The organism is Solitalea lacus, from assembly GCF_022014595.1.
Classification (GTDB): domain Bacteria; phylum Bacteroidota; class Bacteroidia; order Sphingobacteriales; family Sphingobacteriaceae; genus Solitalea; species Solitalea lacus.
Map to the genome: position 1 here is coordinate 1,758,391 of NZ_CP091740.1, position 21,405 is coordinate 1,779,795.

General features: G+C 45.1%; 1 protein-coding gene. It reads left to right on the forward strand.

Annotated features, from left to right (window positions below; genetic code table 11):
* The first annotated feature begins 185 nt into the window (after window positions 1-185).
* Window positions 186-21,380 (forward strand): Ig-like domain-containing protein, encoded by a 21,195-nt coding sequence (locus L2B55_RS07490; RefSeq protein ID WP_237849933.1) that lies wholly within the window; start codon window positions 186-188, stop codon window positions 21,378-21,380.
* Window positions 21,381-21,405 lie beyond the last annotated feature (25 nt).

The following is a 21,405-nucleotide window of genomic DNA, read 5'->3' on the forward strand; positions in this document are numbered from 1 at the left end:
TATAAAACTATAGAGAAAGTGTAGGCTATTAATATGCCTTTATGTTTCTTCATAACCATGTTCGGATTATTGATGCTACAAGCAATTGCTCTTAATTGGTTGTTGTTCAATTAAATGAATAAATAGTACAAATTAAACCATACCCGTTTTTCGGGAACCAACAAACTAACCTTAACTGATACTGCATGGAACAAAACTTCTACGCACAAACATTACGGTTATTAAAATCTTCCGGGAGTCCCTTTCGGTTTTTAATGATCTTCTTTTTTGCCCTTTTGGGTCTACTTGGTTCAGGCTTTGACGCTAAAGGCCAACAGTCTTCCAATGGCGCCTTATGTAGTGGTACACTCGGAAGTCCGGTTGTAACCATTGACTTTGGTTATGGAACTGCCAGTAGTAACTATGGGCCTCCTCTTGCTTCAAGTGTGACCAATTATGACTATTGGTATCCTAGTATTATTCCAATTGCTCCTGATGCAGGAGATGATTTGCATGATAATAAATATGCAATTCTTCCGCGCTTGAATTGGAATATAAGCCATAATGCTGCAAAGGATGGAAGCGGAAGGTGGACGAGTCCTGGGGCATGGCATATTTATAATCATGACCATACTTATTGGTTAGATATACAAAATGGTATAACTCCACGGACAGACGGTTATATGTATGTGGTTAATGCCGCTTATGAGCCGGGGATTTTTTATCAAGAACGCGTAGATCAGTTATGTGCCGGAACTACATATGAGTTTTCAGCTTATATTACTAACCTTATTAATGGTTCTTCATGTGGAAATAATGCAATTAAGCCAAATGTTCGGTTTCAAATTGAATCTACTACTGGTACAGTATTAGGTTATTATGAAACAGGGGATTTAAATCAGACAAATTGTAAAACATCTGCAAGTTATAATCTGCCTACCTCTAATCCAACAGAATGTGTAGCTGAAAAGGATCTTTGGCAGCAGGTTGGATTTTTATTTACTATACCAGCAGGTAACTCTTCGGTAATTATTAAGATGATTAATAATAACCCTGGAGGCTGCGGTAATGACTTGGCTATTGATGATATCAATTTTCGTCCTTGTGGCCCAACCATATCAATGCAGCCATCTACAGATAAGCAAATTTGTATAGGTGATAACTTTGATTTTTGGGCGGTTTTAGGATCGGGTTACTCAAACCCGTACTATGTTTGGGAAAAAAGTACAGATGGAGGAAATACTTGGTTTGATTATACAAGTCCAAGTACTAATAACAGGCTAACATTTACGAATGCTACAATAACTAATAGCGGGTATTATCGCGTAAGGGTAGGAGGTGATGCTACTTCGGTAACAAATGACAACTGTTATGTTATTTCAGATCCGGTGCGTTTAACAGTAATGCCGCTTCCATCGGTTAGTGTTACCGGCAGAAGTAGTTTATGTTTAGGAGAGTCAACAACCTTGGTTGCCGATCCAAGCAATGCTCGTAGTTATCAATGGTTCAAAGTTGGACAAGCGACTGCACTAACAGCAAAAGGTAATTTTCCAACATATACATTCACTGCAACCAGTGTTACTCAATCGGGTGATTATTATGTTGTGGCTTATAACGATTATAACTGTCAACAACAATCACAAAATTTCCATGTTACAGTTAACGCTCCACCTACACCTCAAATTATAGGTCCTACCAGTATTTGTAATGGAGATGAAGGTACTTTAAGAATTTCTGGAGTTACCAACGCAGTAGCTTGGCAGTGGTATGAATGGGATGGACAGAACCGTAGGGTATTAGATGTAAATGGAACAGGTCCAACATATACCGTTCGGGGTGGATTGCAGAGTGAGTATTCTGTACGTGTTACAGATGCCAATGGTTGTTCGGCTGAATCTCCTAAGTTTAAAGTTACCGGCGGACAGCCTATCAAAGGTAGATTTGGTTATGTTGGTGGAATTCCGCTGTGTGGAGGTAGTAGTACCACTATGTACTTCCAGTTAATAGGTAACGGTGTAGAACCAGGTTACTTCGCATGGTATAAGGATGGTGTAATTTACAGAGATGGTCAATGGCCTCCAAATACGAATCAAATTCAGGTGGTAATTACAGAACCAGGACGTTATCGCCTGTGGGTGGAAAACTTCAATGGCTGTACTGGCTTTGCTGAGGGATGGTTGGATGTGGTTGTATATCCTCCTCCTGTACCTGAAATTGTACAATCTGGTCCGGTATCATTTTGTGGTTACGCTGGTGCTGGAGTAACATTAAGTGTTAGCGGTAGTTTTAGTACCTATCAATGGTATAAAAATGGAGTAATTATTTCAGGAGCCACTGGTGCAACTTATTATGCTACTACAAGTGGTGATTATACGGTTTGGGTAACATCCAATAATGGTTGTACAGGAGGATCTGCAACGACTACTGTAACAGTAAACTCCGTACCAACACCATCAATTGCCCCAGCTGCAGGTCAATCTCCAACATTCTGTTCAGGCGGATCTGTTGACCTGGTAGCTACCCCGGCAGGGGCTTCAAATTATACCTGGTATCTTAACGGTACAACCCAGGTTCAAACCGGGCCATCAAATATTTTCCATGCAACTCAAGCAGGTAATTATACTGTAAAAGTTACCTCCGCACAATCTTGTGATGGTACTTCTGCTCCATTTGCAGTAACAGTTTACGATATTCCTAATCCTGTAGTTTCTCCGGGAACCTCAAGTATTTGTGCCGGAACTCCGTTGACATTATCAGTTGGTCCTATTGCAGCAGGAGCAATTTATACATGGTATAAAACAGGAAGTTCTACTCCATTAGGTACTGGTGCAACTTACCCAGTTAATGAAACAGTTGCAGGTACTTATAATTATTATGTAGTAGCTACATATTCGGGTGGTTGTTCAGAAACATCAAATAATGCCACCATAACGGTAAATGCATTGCCGAATACAACTATAACAGCTAGTGGTCCAGCAAGTTTCTGTGCGCCGGGTAGTGTAACATTAAGCGTACCTGTACAGGCAGGTGCCACTTACATATGGTATAAAGATGGAATTGCTATTGTACCTGCAGCTACAAGCAATCAATATATAGCAACCACTTCGGGTACATATACTGTAAAAGTAACCTATCCATCATCTACTTGTTTTGATACCTCCGATGATTTTGTGGTAACTGTATATGATTTCACGCCGCCGACTTTATCGACGACCACTTCAACCACCTGTAGTGGCAACATGGTAACCTTACGATTATCGAGTTACAATACCGGTGTTTATAGCTATCAGTGGCAACAAAGTGTAGATGGGGGCACTACCTGGACGAATGTATCAGGCACTCAGACCCTTGATGTAACTGCAGTAGGCACGTATAAATACCAGGTAGTGGTAGCCGAGCTGGCGCATCCAACATGTCCGAAGACGACCAACGTACAGGATGTGGTTATTAACGCAGTACCAACGGCGGTGATCACGAGCAATATCCCTGCTCAAGTATGTAAAGGCACAACTGTGGACTTAAGTGTAACACCGGCAGCAAATCAGGATTACCAGTGGTACATGGGCGCGGGCACAAGCAATCCGGTGGGCACCAACTCACCAACGTACACCACGGGAGTGGGAGGAACCTATCACGTAGTGGTAACCAACAGGACCAGTACCTGTAGCACGATCTCAGGCGACTTTACGGTAACGGTATGGGACATCACCCCACCAGTGATCGTATCGAGCACGCCAAGTTTATGTGCTAACGGAACGGTAACGCTGAGCATAACCGGAGGTTCGTATGTGCCGGGCTTAGTGTATACCTGGAAACAGGGCAGCACCACGGTTCAAAGTGGCGGTCAGACCTATGTAGCCTCAGCAGCGGGTACCTATACAGTAGAGGCAACAGATGCGGGCGGTCACTGTCCAAAAACGTCGAACTCAATTACGGTCAATCCATTGCCAACGGTGAGTCCTGTAACGCCAACCACGGTATCGTTCTGTGATGGCGGTAATGGCACTATCGGGGTAACGAATAATGCAAATTATAACTATAGCTGGACCAAAGACGGTATCAGTATACCTGATAATACCGCGAGTATCAATGTGATCGATGGCGGAGTGTACCAGGTAACGGTAAGCGATAAAGTGACGAACTGTCCGATCGCACCGATCAGCTTTACAGTGAATGAATGGACGTTTACAGCACCAACGCTAACAGCGAGTGCTTCAACCACCTGTAGCGGCAACACGGTAACCTTACGATTATCGAGTTACAATACCGGTGTTTATAGCTATCAGTGGCAACAAAGTGTAGATGGGGGCACTACCTGGACGAATGTATCAGGCACTCAGACCCTTGATGTAACTGCAGTAGGCACGTATAAATACCAGGTAGTGGTAGCCGAGCTGGCGCATCCAACATGTCCGAAGACGACCAACGTACAGGATGTGGTTATTAACGCAGTACCAACGGCGGTGATCACGAGCAATATCCCTGCTCAAGTATGTAAAGGCACAACTGTGGACTTAAGTGTAACACCGGCAGCAAATCAGGATTACCAATGGTACATGGGCGCGGGCACAAGCAATCCGGTGGGCACCAACTCACCAACGTACACCACGGGAGTGGGAGGAACCTATCACGTAGTGGTAACCAACAGGACCAGTACCTGTAGCACGATCTCAGGCGACTTTACGGTAACGGTATGGGACATCACCCCACCAGTGATCGTATCGAGCACGCCAAGTTTATGTGCTAACGGAACGGTAACGCTGAGCATAACCGGAGGTTCGTATGTGCCGAGCTTAGTGTATACCTGGAAACAGGGCAGCACCACGGTTCAAAGTGGCGGTCAGACCTATGTAGCCTCAGCAGCGGGTACCTATACAGTAGAGGCAACAGATGCGGGCGGTCACTGTCCAAAAACGTCGAACTCAATTACGGTCAATCCATTGCCAACGGTGAGTCCTGTAACGCCAACCACGGTATCGTTCTGTGATGGCGGTAATGGCACTATCGGGGTAACGAATAATGCAAATTATAACTATAGCTGGACCAAAGACGGTATCAGTATACCTGATAATACCGCGAGTATCAATGTGATCGATGGCGGAGTGTACCAGGTAACGGTAAGCGATAAAGTGACGAACTGTCCGATCGCACCGATCAGCTTTACAGTGAATGAATGGACGTTTACAGCACCAACGCTAACAGCGAGTGCTTCAACCACCTGTAGCGGCAACACGGTAACCTTACGATTATCGAGTTACAATACCGGTGTTTATAGCTATCAGTGGCAACAAAGTGTAGATGGGGGCACTACCTGGACGAATGTATCAGGCACTCAGACCCTTGATGTAACTGCAGTAGGTACGTATAAATACCAGGTAGTGGTAGCCGAGCTGGCGCATCCAACATGTCCGAAGACGACCAACGTACAGGATGTGGTTATTAACGCAGTACCAACGGCGGTGATCACGAGCAATATCCCTGCTCAAGTATGTAAAGGCACAACTGTGGACTTAAGTGTAACACCGGCAGCAAATCAGGATTACCAGTGGTACATGGGCGCGGGCACAAGCAATCCGGTGGGCACCAACTCACCAACGTACACCACGGGAGTGGGAGGAACCTATCACGTAGTGGTAACCAACAGGACCAGTACCTGTAGCACGATCTCAGGCGACTTTACGGTAACGGTATGGGACATCACCCCACCAGTGATCGTATCGAGCACGCCAAGTTTATGTGCTAACGGAACGGTAACGCTGAGCATAACCGGAGGTTCGTATGTGCCGGGCTTAGTGTATACCTGGAAACAGGGCAGCACCACGGTTCAAAGTGGCGGTCAGACCTATGTAGCCTCAGCAGCGGGTACCTATACAGTAGAGGCAACAGATGCGGGCGGTCACTGTCCAAAAACGTCGAACTCAATTACGGTCAATCCATTGCCAACGGTGAGTCCTGTAACGCCAACCACGGTATCGTTCTGTGATGGCGGTAATGGCACTATCGGGGTAACGAATAATGCAAATTATAACTATAGCTGGACCAAAGACGGTATCAGTATACCTGATAATACCGCGAGTATCAATGTGATCGATGGCGGAGTGTACCAGGTAACGGTAAGCGATAAAGTGACGAACTGTCCGATCGCACCGATCAGCTTTACAGTGAATGAATGGACGTTTACAGCACCAACGCTAACAGCGAGTGCTTCAACCACCTGTAGCGGCAACACGGTAACCTTACGATTATCGAGTTACAATACCGGTGTTTATAGCTATCAGTGGCAACAAAGTGTAGATGGGGGCACTACCTGGACGAATGTATCAGGCACTCAGACCCTTGATGTAACTGCAGTAGGCACGTATAAATACCAGGTAGTGGTAGCCGAGCTGGCGCATCCAACATGTCCGAAGACGACCAACGTACAGGATGTGGTTATTAACGCAGTACCAACGGCGGTGATCACGAGCAATATCCCTGCTCAAGTATGTAAAGGCACAACTGTGGACTTAAGTGTAACACCGGCAGCAAATCAGGATTACCAATGGTACATGGGCGCGGGCACAAGCAATCCGGTGGGCACCAACTCACCAACGTACACCACGGGAGTGGGAGGAACCTATCACGTAGTGGTAACCAACAGGACCAGTACCTGTAGCACGATCTCAGGCGACTTTACGGTAACGGTATGGGACATCACCCCACCAGTGATCGTATCGAGCACGCCAAGTTTATGTGCTAACGGAACGGTAACGCTGAGCATAACCGGAGGTTCGTATGTGCCGGGCTTAGTGTATACCTGGAAACAGGGCAGCACCACGGTTCAAAGTGGCGGTCAGACCTATGTAGCCTCAGCAGCGGGTACCTATACAGTAGAGGCAACAGATGCGGGCGGTCACTGTCCAAAAACGTCGAACTCAATTACGGTCAATCCATTGCCAACGGTGAGTCCTGTAACGCCAACCACGGTATCGTTCTGTGATGGCGGTAATGGCACTATCGGGGTAACGAATAATGCAAATTATAACTATAGCTGGACCAAAGACGGTATCAGTATACCTGATAATACCGCGAGTATCAATGTGATCGATGGCGGAGTGTACCAGGTAACGGTAAGCGATAAAGTGACGAACTGTCCGATCGCACCGATCAGCTTTACAGTGAATGAATGGACGTTTACAGCACCAACGCTAACAGCGAGTGCTTCAACCACCTGTAGCGGCAACACGGTAACCTTACGATTATCGAGTTACAATACCGGTGTTTATAGCTATCAGTGGCAACAAAGTGTAGATGGGGGCACTACCTGGACGAATGTATCAGGCACTCAGACCCTTGATGTAACTGCAGTAGGCACGTATAAATACCAGGTAGTGGTAGCCGAGCTGGCGCATCCAACATGTCCGAAGACGACCAACGTACAGGATGTGGTTATTAACGCAGTACCAACGGCGGTGATCACGAGCAATATCCCTGCTCAAGTATGTAAAGGCACAACTGTGGACTTAAGTGTAACACCGGCAGCAAATCAGGATTACCAGTGGTACATGGGCGCGGGCACAAGCAATCCGGTGGGCACCAACTCACCAACGTACACCACGGGAGTGGGAGGAACCTATCACGTAGTAGTAACCAACAGGACCAGTACCTGTAGCACGATCTCAGGCGACTTTACGGTAACGGTATGGGACATCACCCCACCAGTGATCGTATCGAGCACGCCAAGTTTATGTGCTAACGGAACGGTAACGCTGAGCATAACCGGAGGTTCGTATGTGCCGGGCTTAGTGTATACCTGGAAACAGGGCACCACCACGGTTCAAAGTGGGGGTCAGACCTATGTAGCCTCAGTAGCGGGTACCTATACAGTAGAGGCGACAGATGCAGGCGGTCACTGTCCAAAGACGTCTAACTTAATTACAGTCAATCCATTGCCAACGGTGAGTACTGTAACGCCAACCACGGTATCGTTTTGTGATGGCGGTAATGGGACTATCGGGGTAACGAATAATGCAAATTATAACTATAGCTGGACCAAAGACGGTATCAGTATTCCTGATAATACCGCGAGTATCAATGTGATCGATGGCGGAGTGTACCAGGTAACGGTAAGCGATAAAGTGACGAACTGTCCGATCGCACCGATCAGCTTTACCGTGAATGAATGGAAGTTTACAGCACCAACGCTAACAGCGAGTGCTTCAACCACCTGTAGCGGCAACACGGTAACCTTACGATTATCGAGTTACAATACCGGTGTTTATAGCTATCAGTGGCAACAAAGTGTAGATGGGGGCACTACCTGGACGAATGTATCAGGCACTCAGACCCTTGATGTAACTGCAGTAGGCACGTATAAATACCAGGTAGTGGTAGCCGAGCTGGCGCATCCTACATGTCCGAAGACGACCAATGTTCAGGATGTGGTTATTAATCCTGTACCAAGCATTAATGTTAATGCATTTCCTGCAAGCGGACTTTGTTCTGGTACTCCTTTCACGTTTATGATTTCTAATCCTGATGTTGCGAATGAAGAATATTTATGGAAACAGGATGGGGTAATTAAGGGCACACTTGCTGATATTTCATTGTCTGTAACTACAACCTCGGTTGTAACGTTAGAGGTAACAAATAAAATCACCAAGTGTAAACAATTTTTATCATTCAATGCTGTTTTTGAGGATTATGATGCTCCTGAGGTTACTTCTTCTGTCGGATCAACATGTGGGGATGGTAAGGTAACGCTAAGCATCAATCCTTATTTAAGTAATGTTACCTATCAGTGGAAACGCAGTATAAATGGTGGGGCTTACACTAATGAAGGGGGAGGGGAACAAAATTTTGTTGATCAATTTATTGGCTTAACAGCAGTTACTACGGTTAAGTACAAGGTTGAGGCAACAGGCCCAGCGCCTAATAATTGTGTTAAAGAATCGAATGAAGTAACAGTAGTGTTTAACCCTGAGCCTGATGTTACAATTAATGCAAGCAGTGCTTTAGATATCTGTGACGGCGAATCGGTAACGCTTAAAGTTGCAAACCCTGTTGCACTTGATACCTACGTGTGGAAAAGAAACGGAACAACACTGCTAGGGGAAACAAGTTCAAGTTTAATTGTTGATAACAGTCCTACAAAAGGTACTGCTATATATAAAGTTGAGATCACTCGTCCATCAACAACGTGTAGAGCCGAATCAGCAGAATTTACTGTTGTAATTCATAAGATAACAAAACCTGTCGTTTCTGCTGTGGGGCCTGATGCTGTTTGTAAAGGCGGTACCGTTACTTTACAATTCGCTCCTCAGGAAAGTAATGTTAATTACCAGTGGGAAAAATCCCTCGATAATGAGGTTACCTGGAATCCTATAATAGGTGCAACAAGTAATGTGTATATTACTGATGCTACAATCGATAATACGACAGCTCATTATCGCGTAAAAGCAACAGTAGCTTCTCCAGCAGCTGTTGCCGGTAGGTGCGAGCAATATAGCAATGCATTTAAAGTTACCATTTATGATTTACCAACAGTTAGCATTACACCTCCAACTGCAGAGTTTTGTAGAGGGGATAATGCAGATTTGAAGGTTGTTGGTCCAGATAATGTTACTTTGGATTATGAGTGGTATAATGGAACAACTAAAGTAGGTACTGGAGATACTTATAATGCAACACTTTCAGGTAACTACTCAGTTAAAGCAATTAACAAAGTAACCAAATGCGAAGCTGTATCTAATGTTGCTGTAGTTACAGTTAATGAATTGCCTAAGCCAATTATTACAGACGATGGAAATAGTGTAATTGATTTCTGTTCTGGAGGTAGTACGATTACTTTAAAAACAACAATTGCTTATGTTGAGTATGAGTGGTTTAGAGATGGGGTATCTGTATCGACAAGCCCTACCTATACTGTTCCAAATACAAACGACGGTAACCACACGTATTATGTTAGAGTAAAAGATTCAAAAGGTTGTTATGGCAATTCTGATGTTCTTAAAATTAATACCTTCCAACCTGTAGTAGTTGTAGATGGTCCAACCACGGGCTGTGCTGGCACAGGTAGAAAACTATCTATTATTCTTAATGGGGTGATATTAGAATGGTGGTTTGATGATGGAGTTAACCCTCCAGTTAAACTTGCAACGAATCAGCAGGATGTTATTGCTCTTACTACAGGTGATTATTGGGTGGTTGCCAAGGACGCAACAGGAACATGTTCAAAGACATCTGATAAAGTTAGAATCACGATTGAAGATATTAATCCTACAATAACACAAAATGCTCCAGTAAATAAGTGTGAGCAAAATGGCAATGCATTCAGATTAGACGTAAATGCACCATTTAATGATGCAACGAAATATGACTATCAATGGTTTAGTGTAGTGGGAGGTGTTGATAATATCATTAGTGGCGCAACCCAGAATACATATAATGTAACTAAGTCAGGTCAATATAAGGTAGTTGTTTCAAACAAATTTGGTTGTTCGGGAGATGTGACAGATGTTGTAACATTTGACCCTGTTCCTGTTGCCGATATAATCATGCCAGCCAATGGCTGTACCCCAATTGCAGGTGTTCAATTTACTGATAATACTAATACTAACGGAGCTGTGATTCCTGTTAATGGTTATGTATGGAACTTTGGTGATGGAACCTCATTTACTGGTCAAGTTCCACCATTGCACATATATTCACTTGCCGGAACTTATAATGTAACTCTAAAAGTTACAACCAATAAAGGATGTACTTCGGAGATGACCAGACAGTATATTTTCAGTGGTCACACTCCTGTTGTTGAATTTATTCCTGTCAACGGTGTGTTCTGTCAGGCAGATGAAGTACAGTTTACCAGTACCGGACAAACCACTTTTGGTACTGTGGGAACAGCTGCAACTGCAAAATATAAATGGGAAATAATAGATGCAGGCGGTGCTACAATAGCAACAATACTTGATGTTGCTGATCCTAAATATAAATTCCCGGCTGCAACGATTCCTAAAACCTATACTGTTAAATTAACGGTAACAACAGAATATTCTTGTTGGGATGATGTTGTTCATACTATTGTCATCAACCCAACTCCTTTGGTTACTTTAACTTTGCCTTCGGATATTTGTGTTGATGCTTCAGATTTGCTTTTAACAGGAAAAGGAACATCTAATTTGGTAGGTGGTTCTGAAAAATATGAAGCTTTAGCTCCGTACGCAGCTAATGTAACACAGGTTGGATCCGATTATTACTTTAACCCGTCAGGGGTTCCAGCGAATACGTCGGTAACGATCAGATACACTTATACTTCGGCTGATAATTGTCCTGCATTTACTGATGCTGTGATAACAGTTCGTCCAATGCCGTCTGGTGTAACCCTGACCCCTGCATTAACCCAGATTTGTGCAGACGGTGGTCCAGTTTTATTAACAGCTACAGCAACAGATGCAACTAGTTATGAGTGGCACAGTGTTATTGGAGGAGTAGACAATATTATACCAGGGGTAACAAAAAATACATACTCTACATCTGCTGCTGGGGATTACTATGTAATTGCGAAAAGCAAATACACTTGTTCTACACAATCTGCAAATGCCACAGTAATAGTAAATCCATTGCCGATGCCGTCGATCGGTTTGCCAGCCTCCTGTCTGCCAATTGGAGCAGCAAGCTTCTCGGGCAGTTCAACCGAAACGATTACCGGCTGGAGCTGGACAGTAGTAGGAGCAGAAGGTACGCAAACGTCGACCGTTCAGAACCCTAGCTTTAACTTTACGGCTTTAGGTGATAAGACAATCACCTTAGAGGTAACAAGCGATAAAGGCTGTAAAAAACAAGCCGTATCTATTTATACATTTGAAGGCTTTACGCCAGTGGCATCCTTTAGCCTTCCGGCCCAGTCATGTCAGGTGGATGCGGTTCAGGTGACCAATGCCTCGACCGTGAGCCCGGTAGGCACAGTAACGTATAAATGGGAAGTATTTGAAGGCAGCACACCGGTAACGGGGATGATAATTCCAGCGGTAGCGGCTCCACAGATCACGTTCCCTCAAGCAACGACCGTAAAAACCTATACTGTTAAATTAACGCTGAACAATTCAGCAAGCTGTTCAGATGAGCACAGTGAGGATATCACGATCTATCCAAGTCCGGCAGTGACCTTAGATCTGCCACAGACCGAGATTTGTGCTACCCCAGGCTTAACGTTAGATTTAACCGGCACTGGAAAATCTAATTTACCTGCAGCATCAGGGACAGAAGTGTACAGTGGCGAGGGCGTGTCATTGGTGGCCGGCAAGTATGTATTCAATCCGAATGCAGTAACGGGTCCATTGCCAAAAGTGGTAGATATTACCTACACGTATACCTATACTACAGGAGTAGCAGCCATGCCAGGTTGTCCGGCCAGTGTGACCAAGCAAATCACGGTAAATCCATTACCTGCTATAGCAACGCAACCAGTAGGTGCAGCGATTTGTGCGGATGGTTCAACCGCGACCTTAAGTGTGGTTGCCAACATAGTAACCGGAGCGCCGTTGCGCTACCAGTGGTATGAAACCACTAGAGGGGAATTAACGGGAGAGACCAATGCCTCGTTGGTGACCGATAAGGCAGGAACGTATTACGTAACGGTATCAAGTGATCTGTCATGTGGGATAACCTCAGCTTCGGCTACAGTAACGGTAAATCCGTTGCCGATGCCGTCGATCGGTTTGCCAGCATCTTGTCTGCCAATTGGAGCAGCAAGCTTCACGGGCAGTTCAACCGAAACGATTACCAGCTGGAGCTGGACAGTAGTAGGAGCAGAAGGTACGCAAACGTCGAACGTTCAGAACCCTAGCTTTAACTTCACGGCTTTAGGTGATAAGACAATCACCTTAGAGGTAACAAGCGATAAAGGCTGTAAAAAACAAGCCGTATCGGTTTATACATTTGAAGGCTTTACGCCAGTGGCAGCCTTTAGCCTTCCGGCCCAGTCATGTCAGGTGGATGCGGTTCAGGTGACCAATGCCTCGACCGTGAGCCCGGTAGGCACAGTAACGTATAAATGGGAAGTATTTGAAGGCAGCACACCGGTAACGGGGATGATAATTCCAGCGGTAGCGGCTCCACAGATCACGTTCCCTCAAGCAACGACCGTAAAAACCTATACTGTTAAATTAACGCTGAACAATTCAGCAAGCTGTTCAGATGAGCACAGTGAGGATATCACGATCTATCCAAGTCCGGCAGTGACCTTAGATCTGCCACAGACCGAGATTTGTGCTACCCCAGGCTTAACGTTAGATTTAACCGGCACTGGAAAATCTAATTTACCTGCAGCATCAGGGACAGAAGTGTACAGTGGCGAGGGCGTGTCATTGGTGGCCGGCAAGTATGTATTCAATCCGAATGCAGTAACGGGTCCATTGCCAAAAGTGGTAGATATTACCTACACGTATACCTATGCTACAGGAGTAGCAGCCATGCCAGGTTGTCCGGCCAGTGTGACCAAGCAAATCACGGTAAATCCATTACCTGCTATAGCAACGCAACCAGTAGGTGCAGCGATTTGTGCGGATGGTTCAACCGCGACCTTAAGTGTGATTGCCAACATAGTAACCGGAGCGCCGTTGCGCTACCAGTGGTATGAAACCACTAGAGGGGAATTAACGGGAGAGACCAATGCCTCGTTGGTGACCGATAAGGCAGGAACGTATTACGTAACGGTATCAAGTGATCTGTCATGTGGGATAACCTCAGCTTCGGCTACAGTAACGGTAAATCCGTTGCCGATGCCGTCGATCGGTTTGCCAGCATCTTGTCTGCCAATTGGAGCAGCAAGCTTCACGGGCAGTTCAACCGAAACGATTACCAGCTGGAGCTGGACAGTAGTAGGAGCAGAAGGTACGCAAACGTCGAACGTTCAGAACCCTAGCTTTAACTTCACGGCTTTAGGTGATAAGACAATCACCTTAGAGGTAACAAGCGATAAAGGCTGTAAAAAACAAGCCGTATCGGTTTATACATTTGAAGGCTTTACGCCAGTGGCAGCCTTTAGCCTTCCGGCCCAGTCATGTCAGGTGGATGCGGTTCAGGTGACCAATGCCTCGACCGTGAGCCCGGTAGGCACAGTAACGTATAAATGGGAAGTATTTGAAGGCAGCACACCGGTAACGGGGATGATAATTCCAGCGGTAGCGGCTCCACAGATCACGTTCCCTCAAGCAACGACCGTAAAAACCTATACTGTTAAATTAACGCTGAACAATTCAGCAAGCTGTTCAGATGAGCACAGTGAGGATATCACGATCTATCCAAGTCCGGCAGTGACCTTAGATCTGCCACAGACCGAGATTTGTGCTACCCCAGGCTTAACGTTAGATTTAACCGGCACTGGAAAATCTAATTTACCTGCAGCATCAGGGACAGAAGTGTACAGTGGCGAGGGCGTGTCATTGGTGGCCGGCAAGTATGTATTCAATCCGAATGCAGTAACGGGTCCATTGCCAAAAGTGGTAGATATTACCTACACGTATACCTATACTACAGGAGTAGCAGCCATGCCAGGTTGTCCGGCCAGTGTGACCAAGCAAATCACGGTAAATCCATTACCTGCTATAGCAACGCAACCAGTAGGTGCAGCGATTTGTGCGGATGGTTCAACCGCGACCTTAAGTGTGGTTGCCAACATAGTAACCGGAGCGCCGTTGCGCTACCAGTGGTATGAAACCACTAGAGGGGAATTAACGGGAGAGACCAATGCCTCGTTGGTGACCGATAAGGCAGGAACGTATTACGTAACGGTATCAAGTGATCTGTCATGTGGGATAACCTCAGCTTCGGCTACAGTAACGGTAAATCCGTTGCCGATGCCGTCGATCGGTTTGCCAGCATCTTGTCTGCCAATTGGAGCAGCAAGCTTCACGGGCAGTTCAACCGAAACGATTACCAGCTGGAGCTGGACAGTAGTAGGAGCAGAAGGTACGCAAACGTCGAACGTTCAGAACCCTAGCTTTAACTTCACGGCTTTAGGTGATAAGACAATCACCTTAGAGGTAACAAGCGATAAAGGCTGTAAAAAACAAGCCGTATCGGTTTATACATTTGAAGGCTTTACGCCAGTGGCAGCCTTTAGCCTTCCGGCCCAGTCATGTCAGGTGGATGCGGTTCAGGTGACCAATGCCTCGACCGTGAGCCCGGTAGGCACAGTAACGTATAAATGGGAAGTATTTGAAGGCAGCACACCGGTAACGGGGATGATAATTCCAGCGGTAGCGGCTCCACAGATCACGTTCCCTCAAGCAACGACCGTAAAAACCTATACTGTTAAATTAACGCTGAACAATTCAGCAAGCTGTTCAGATGAGCACAGTGAGGATATCACGATCTATCCAAGTCCGGCAGTGACCTTAGATCTGCCACAGACCGAGATTTGTGCTACCCCAGGCTTAACGTTAGATTTAACCGGCACTGGAAAATCTAATTTACCTGCAGCATCAGGAACAGAAGTGTACAGTGGCGAGGGCGTGTCATTGGTGGCCGGCAAGTATGTATTCAATCCGAATGCAGTAACGGGTCCATTGCCAAAAGTGGTAGATATTACCTACACATATACCTATACTACAGGAGTAGCAGCCATGCCAGGTTGTCCGGCCAGTGTGACCAAGCAAATCACGGTAAATCCATTACCTGCTATAGCAACGCAACCAGTAGGTGCAGCGATTTGTGCGGATGGTTCAACCGCGACCTTAAGTGTGGTTGCCAACATAGTAACCGGAGCGCCGTTGCGCTACCAGTGGTATGAAACCACTAGAGGGGAATTAACGGGAGAGACCAATGCCTCGTTGGTGACCGATAAGGCAGGAACGTATTACGTAACGGTATCAAGTGATCTGTCATGTGGGATAACCTCAGCTTCGGCTACAGTAACGGTAAATCCGTTGCCGATGCCGTCGATCGGTTTGCCAGCATCTTGTCTGCCAATTGGAGCAGCAAGCTTCACGGGCAGTTCAACCGAAACGATTACCAGCTGGAGCTGGACAGTAGTAGGAGCAGAAGGTACGCAAACGTCGAACGTTCAGAACCCTAGCTTTAACTTCACGGCTTTAGGTGATAAGACAATCACCTTAGAGGTAACAAGCGATAAAGGCTGTAAAAAACAAGCCGTATCGGTTTATACATTTGAAGGCTTTACGCCAGTGGCAGCCTTTAGCCTTCCGGCCCAGTCATGTCAGGTGGATGCGGTTCAGGTGACCAATGCCTCGACCGTGAGCCCGGTAGGCACAGTAACGTATAAATGGGAAGTATTTGAAGGCAGCACACCGGTAACGGGGATGATAATTCCAGCGGTAGCGGCTCCACAGATCACGTTCCCTCAAGCAACGACCGTAAAAACCTATACTGTTAAATTAACGCTGAACAATTCAGCAAGCTGTTCAGATGAGCACAGTGAGGATATCACGATCTATCCAAGTCCGGCAGTGACCTTAGATCTGCCACAGACCGAGATTTGTGCTACCCCAGGCTTAACGTTAGATTTAACCGGCACTGGAAAATCTAATTTACCTGCAGCATCAGGGACAGAAGTGTACAGTGGCGAGGGCGTGTCATTGGTGGCCGGCAAGTATGTATTCAATCCGAATGCAGTAACGGGTCCATTGCCAAAAGTGGTAGATATTACCTACACGTATACCTATGCTACAGGAGTAGCAGCCATGCCAGGTTGTCCGGCCAGTGTGACCAAGCAAATCACGGTAAATCCATTACCTGCTATAGCAACGCAACCAGTAGGTGCAGCGATTTGTGCGGATGGTTCAACCGCGACCTTAAGTGTGATTGCCAACATAGTAACCGGAGCGCCGTTGCGCTACCAGTGGTATGAAACCACTAGAGGGGAATTAACGGGAGAGACCAATGCCTCGTTGGTGACCGATAAGGCAGGAACGTATTACGTAACGGTATCAAGTGATCTGTCATGTGGGATAACCTCAGCTTCGGCTACAGTAACGGTAAATCCGTTGCCGATGCCGTCGATCGGTTTGCCAGCATCTTGTCTGCCAATTGGAGCAGCAAGCTTCACGGGCAGTTCAACCGAAACGATTACCAGCTGGAGCTGGACAGTAGTAGGAGCAGAAGGTACGCAAACGTCGAACGTTCAGAACCCTAGCTTTAACTTCACGGCTTTAGGTGATAAGACAATCACCTTAGAGGTAACAAGCGATAAAGGCTGTAAAAAACAAGCCGTATCGGTTTATACATTTGAAGGCTTTACGCCAGTGGCAGCCTTTAGCCTTCCGGCCCAGTCATGTCAGGTGGATGCGGTTCAGGTGACCAATGCCTCGACCGTGAGCCCGGTAGGCACAGTAACGTATAAATGGGAAGTATTTGAAGGCAGCACACCGGTAACGGGGATGATAATTCCAGCGGTAGCGGCTCCACAGATCACGTTCCCTCAAGCAACGACCGTAAAAACCTATACTGTTAAATTAACGCTGAACAATTCAGCAAGCTGTTCAGATGAGCACAGTGAGGATATCACGATCTATCCAAGTCCGGCAGTGACCTTAGATCTGCCACAGACCGAGATTTGTGCTACCCCAGGCTTAACGTTAGATTTAACCGGCACTGGAAAATCTAATTTACCTGCAGCATCAGGGACAGAAGTGTACAGTGGCGAGGGCGTGTCATTGGTGGCCGGCAAGTATGTATTCAATCCGAATGCAGTAACGGGTCCATTGCCAAAAGTGGTAGATATTACCTACACGTATACCTATGCTACAGGAGTAGCAGCCATGCCAGGTTGTCCGGCCAGTGTGACCAAGCAAATAACGGTAAATCCACTGCCACAAATCACGACTCATCCACAGCCGCAATCGATCTGTGACGGGGAAGTGGCCACGCTGTCGGTAACGGCGACAATTGCTGCAGGTAACGTGTTTTATCAATGGTATGAACAGACTGCGGGCAAGCTGGCGGGTCAAACAGGCTCAAGCTTAGCGGTGACTAATGCAGGGGTTTATTACGTGGAAGTAACTAGCGATTACGCTTGTCCGGTGACATCAAACACGGCAGCGGTGATCGTGAATCCACTTGCAGAGGCTCATTTTGCAATCCCTGGTTCATGTTCATCTGTAAGTGGAACTGTATTTGATGCATCAGATAGCAAAGTGGCTCCTCCTGCTTCTATTTTAAGATACATTTGGAACTTTGGTGATGGGTCTCCTGTAGTTACTGTTACAACACCTACAGTTACACATCCTTATAATACGGTTGGTCAATATAATGTTACCTTAACGGTAGAAACCAACCAGACACCTGGTTGTTCAAGCACTACATCGCAGGCTTACACTTTTGTGGGTACTAGTCCGGTTGTTGACTTCAATATAGCCAACAGTGCTATTTGTGACCAGGATTCAGTGCATCTGCAAAGTACTGCAACCGTTGCTGTGGGTAATATTAAAACTTACGACTGGCAGTTCTTTGAAAATGGCAAACGCATAGGGGTTTTGGCTAAAAATCAGCCAGATATTTATGCAACATTCCCTAAAGATTCTGTAGATAGAAACTACGCAGTTAAACTAGTGGTTACTACTGAGGGTGGATGTGTGGATAGTTCAGCGTTAAAACCGTTTACCATTAAAGCATTGCCTAAGATTGTATTAGACATTGTTGACAAAGACGTTTGTTATGCACCTGGTCTGATTTCAATTAATGTTACTCCTTCAACAGGTGGAATATTAACCGGTAACGGAGTTGTAGCAGGAACAAATCAGTTTAATCCAATGGTTGCAGGAATTGGCAAACATGCGATTAGGTTTGTTTATACAGATCCATCTTCGGGATGTTTGAGTTCGATAACTGATACTATTTCAGTATGGGCATTGCCAACTCCAAGTATAACAACCGGAACAAATGCATTATGTAAGGGAGATACTGTTCTGTTAAAAACTCAAAAGGCTTCTTCTTATCAGTGGTACATGGACGGAGCAGCGATTGCAGGAGCTACAGATTCTGTACTTCAAGTATATAACGTAGGTTCTCATAATTATACAGTAGAGGTAACAAACCAATTCGGATGTTCAGCTTCTTCAACGGCAACTTTGGCAACTATTTACTCAAAACCAATTGTTGATTTCGAATTACCTGATGGCTGTTTAACAGATACTACAGTGTTTGTCAATCGCTCTACAAATGCTGATGGTAGTCCAATGAACTACTTCTGGAAATTTGAGGATGATCCTAATAAAACATCAGATATTTATTCAACAGACAAAGATGGAAGACACTTCTATATGTCTACAGGACCTAAGAAGGTTAAATTGGTAGTTACTACAGATAATGGCTGTACAGACAGTTTAACTAAAGTGTTTAATGTTAAAGGTGATACACCTCGAGTAAACTGGTACCTTAAGAACCGATCATCTGTTTGTGCTGGCGATAGCCTGACTTTAAGGGATACCTCAGTAATGCGTTTAGGTGTAAGCTATGACTATAAATGGAGATTCTTTGATGGGCCTACTGAAATCAATTTAAATCAGGAAGCTCGTAATCAGATCACTGTATTTATTCCAGATGTTTATGCTGGCAAAACATTGAGTGCAGAGTTAACCGTCACTCCAACTTATGGCTGTCCTGCATCGTTTACTAATTCGTTTGTTGTCTACAAAAAACCAACTGTAAGCTTTAGTTTGTCGATTGACAGCATGTGTGTGAATGATGCACCACTGCCACTCAATACAGGTACTCCAGTTGGCGGTGTGTACACAATCAAGGGTGGAAAAGGTATTTATAAGAATGTATTCTACCCTGATACTGCAGGTGCGGGAGTTCATGTAATTACATATACTTACACTGATCCGGTAACAAAATGTTTTACTGCAATTAATGATACAATTAGTGTGTTTGTAAATCCACTTGCAGTTGTGAAACTGGTTGGTACGAATAATGTTTGTGAAGGCACTAAAGTGAGATTAAAAGCGGAAGGCATTGGAAGTAAATACGAATGGAGAAGAAATAATGTAGTAATTCCTGGAGCTACTGCAGTAACGTATGATGCTACTACAGCAGGTTACTATCAGGTGCGTATTATCAATAACGCTGGATGTGATGATCTTTCTGATTCAGTTCAGGTGAATATCTGGGCACGTCCGGTAGCACTGTTTGATGTACCTTCGAGCTGTATGATTGATGCAATTCAATTTACAAATACCAGTTCGATTAGTGATGGTACTACTTTGGGATATTTGTGGAACTTTGGTGATGGAGCAGGATCAATTACAACCGTTCAGAATCCACTTTACAGGTTTAAGACCCCTGGATTGAAACATATTACATTGAAAGTGTTCTCTGTTCATGGTTGCGATTCAACTTACTCAATGGATGTAATGATTAGCGGTGAGCCTAAAGCTGAGTTTGTAATTACTTCTCCTCAGCCATATTGTGAGAAAGATGAATTGATCTTCCAAGATAAGTCGACCGTTCCAATTGGAAGTGTTCAGAACTGGCAATGGAAGATTTTCGGTCCATCAGGTAATCAAATTGTGAATAATAAGCCAATGAACGGCCCAACAATGGTGTTCAATCCGCCAATTATACAATCGAATGTTACTTATCAGGTGCGATTGATTGTAAGTACAGGAGCGTCATGTGTTGATTCGATCACTTATGGCTTTACCGTAAAACCAAGTCCTGTAGTTGCCTTTGCGCCGATTGACTCTGTTTGTTTGACGGTTCCATCCGTAGTTCTTAATGGTGGAACTCCACAAGATGGAGTAGGAGGAACTGGAGTGTATAGTGGTTTAGGGGTGAAAAACGGTAGTTTCTATCCGCAAAAAGTAGGTCCAGGTACGCATATTATAACCTATACCTTTACGGCAGCAAACTTCTGTACAGATACAGCACAACAACGAATTGTGGTGAATGAATCTCCTGTAATTGATTGTATGGACTTTGATGTACTTGTTGGAAATAGTGTGAAACTGGATATTAAGTTACTATCGAAAGAAAGTGCTAATTACACTTACAGATGGTCGCCAGCAGTTGGACTAGATAATCCGAATATCTTAACGCCAACGGTGCTTTCTGCGACTAGCGATATGACCTATACATTAACGGTAACAAATGCTGAAGGATGTGAAAGTATCTGTAATGTACATGTAAATGTATTGCCAGATCTTAAAATACCTGATGTAATTACACCAAATGGTGATGGTCAGAACGATACTTGGGATATACCAGGTATTGAGAAGTACCCTGATATTGAAGTTTATGTTTATAACCGTTACGGTGATAGAATTTACTTCTCGAGAGGTTATGTTGACAGATGGGATGGTATGCGTGATGGTAAACCGGTTCCTCCGGCAACTTACTACTACGTAATTAAGCCTAATAAAGATCAGCTTAAACCAAGAGCAGGGGCTGTAACAGTAATCTACTAACCAGGATAAAATCAAATACAAAGGC

What these genes read in the sequence shown, in the direction of transcription:
- L2B55_RS07490 (WP_237849933.1), top strand. Translation starts at nt 186, where the DNA reads ATGGAACAAAACTTCTACGCACAAACATTACGGTTATTAAAATCTTCC.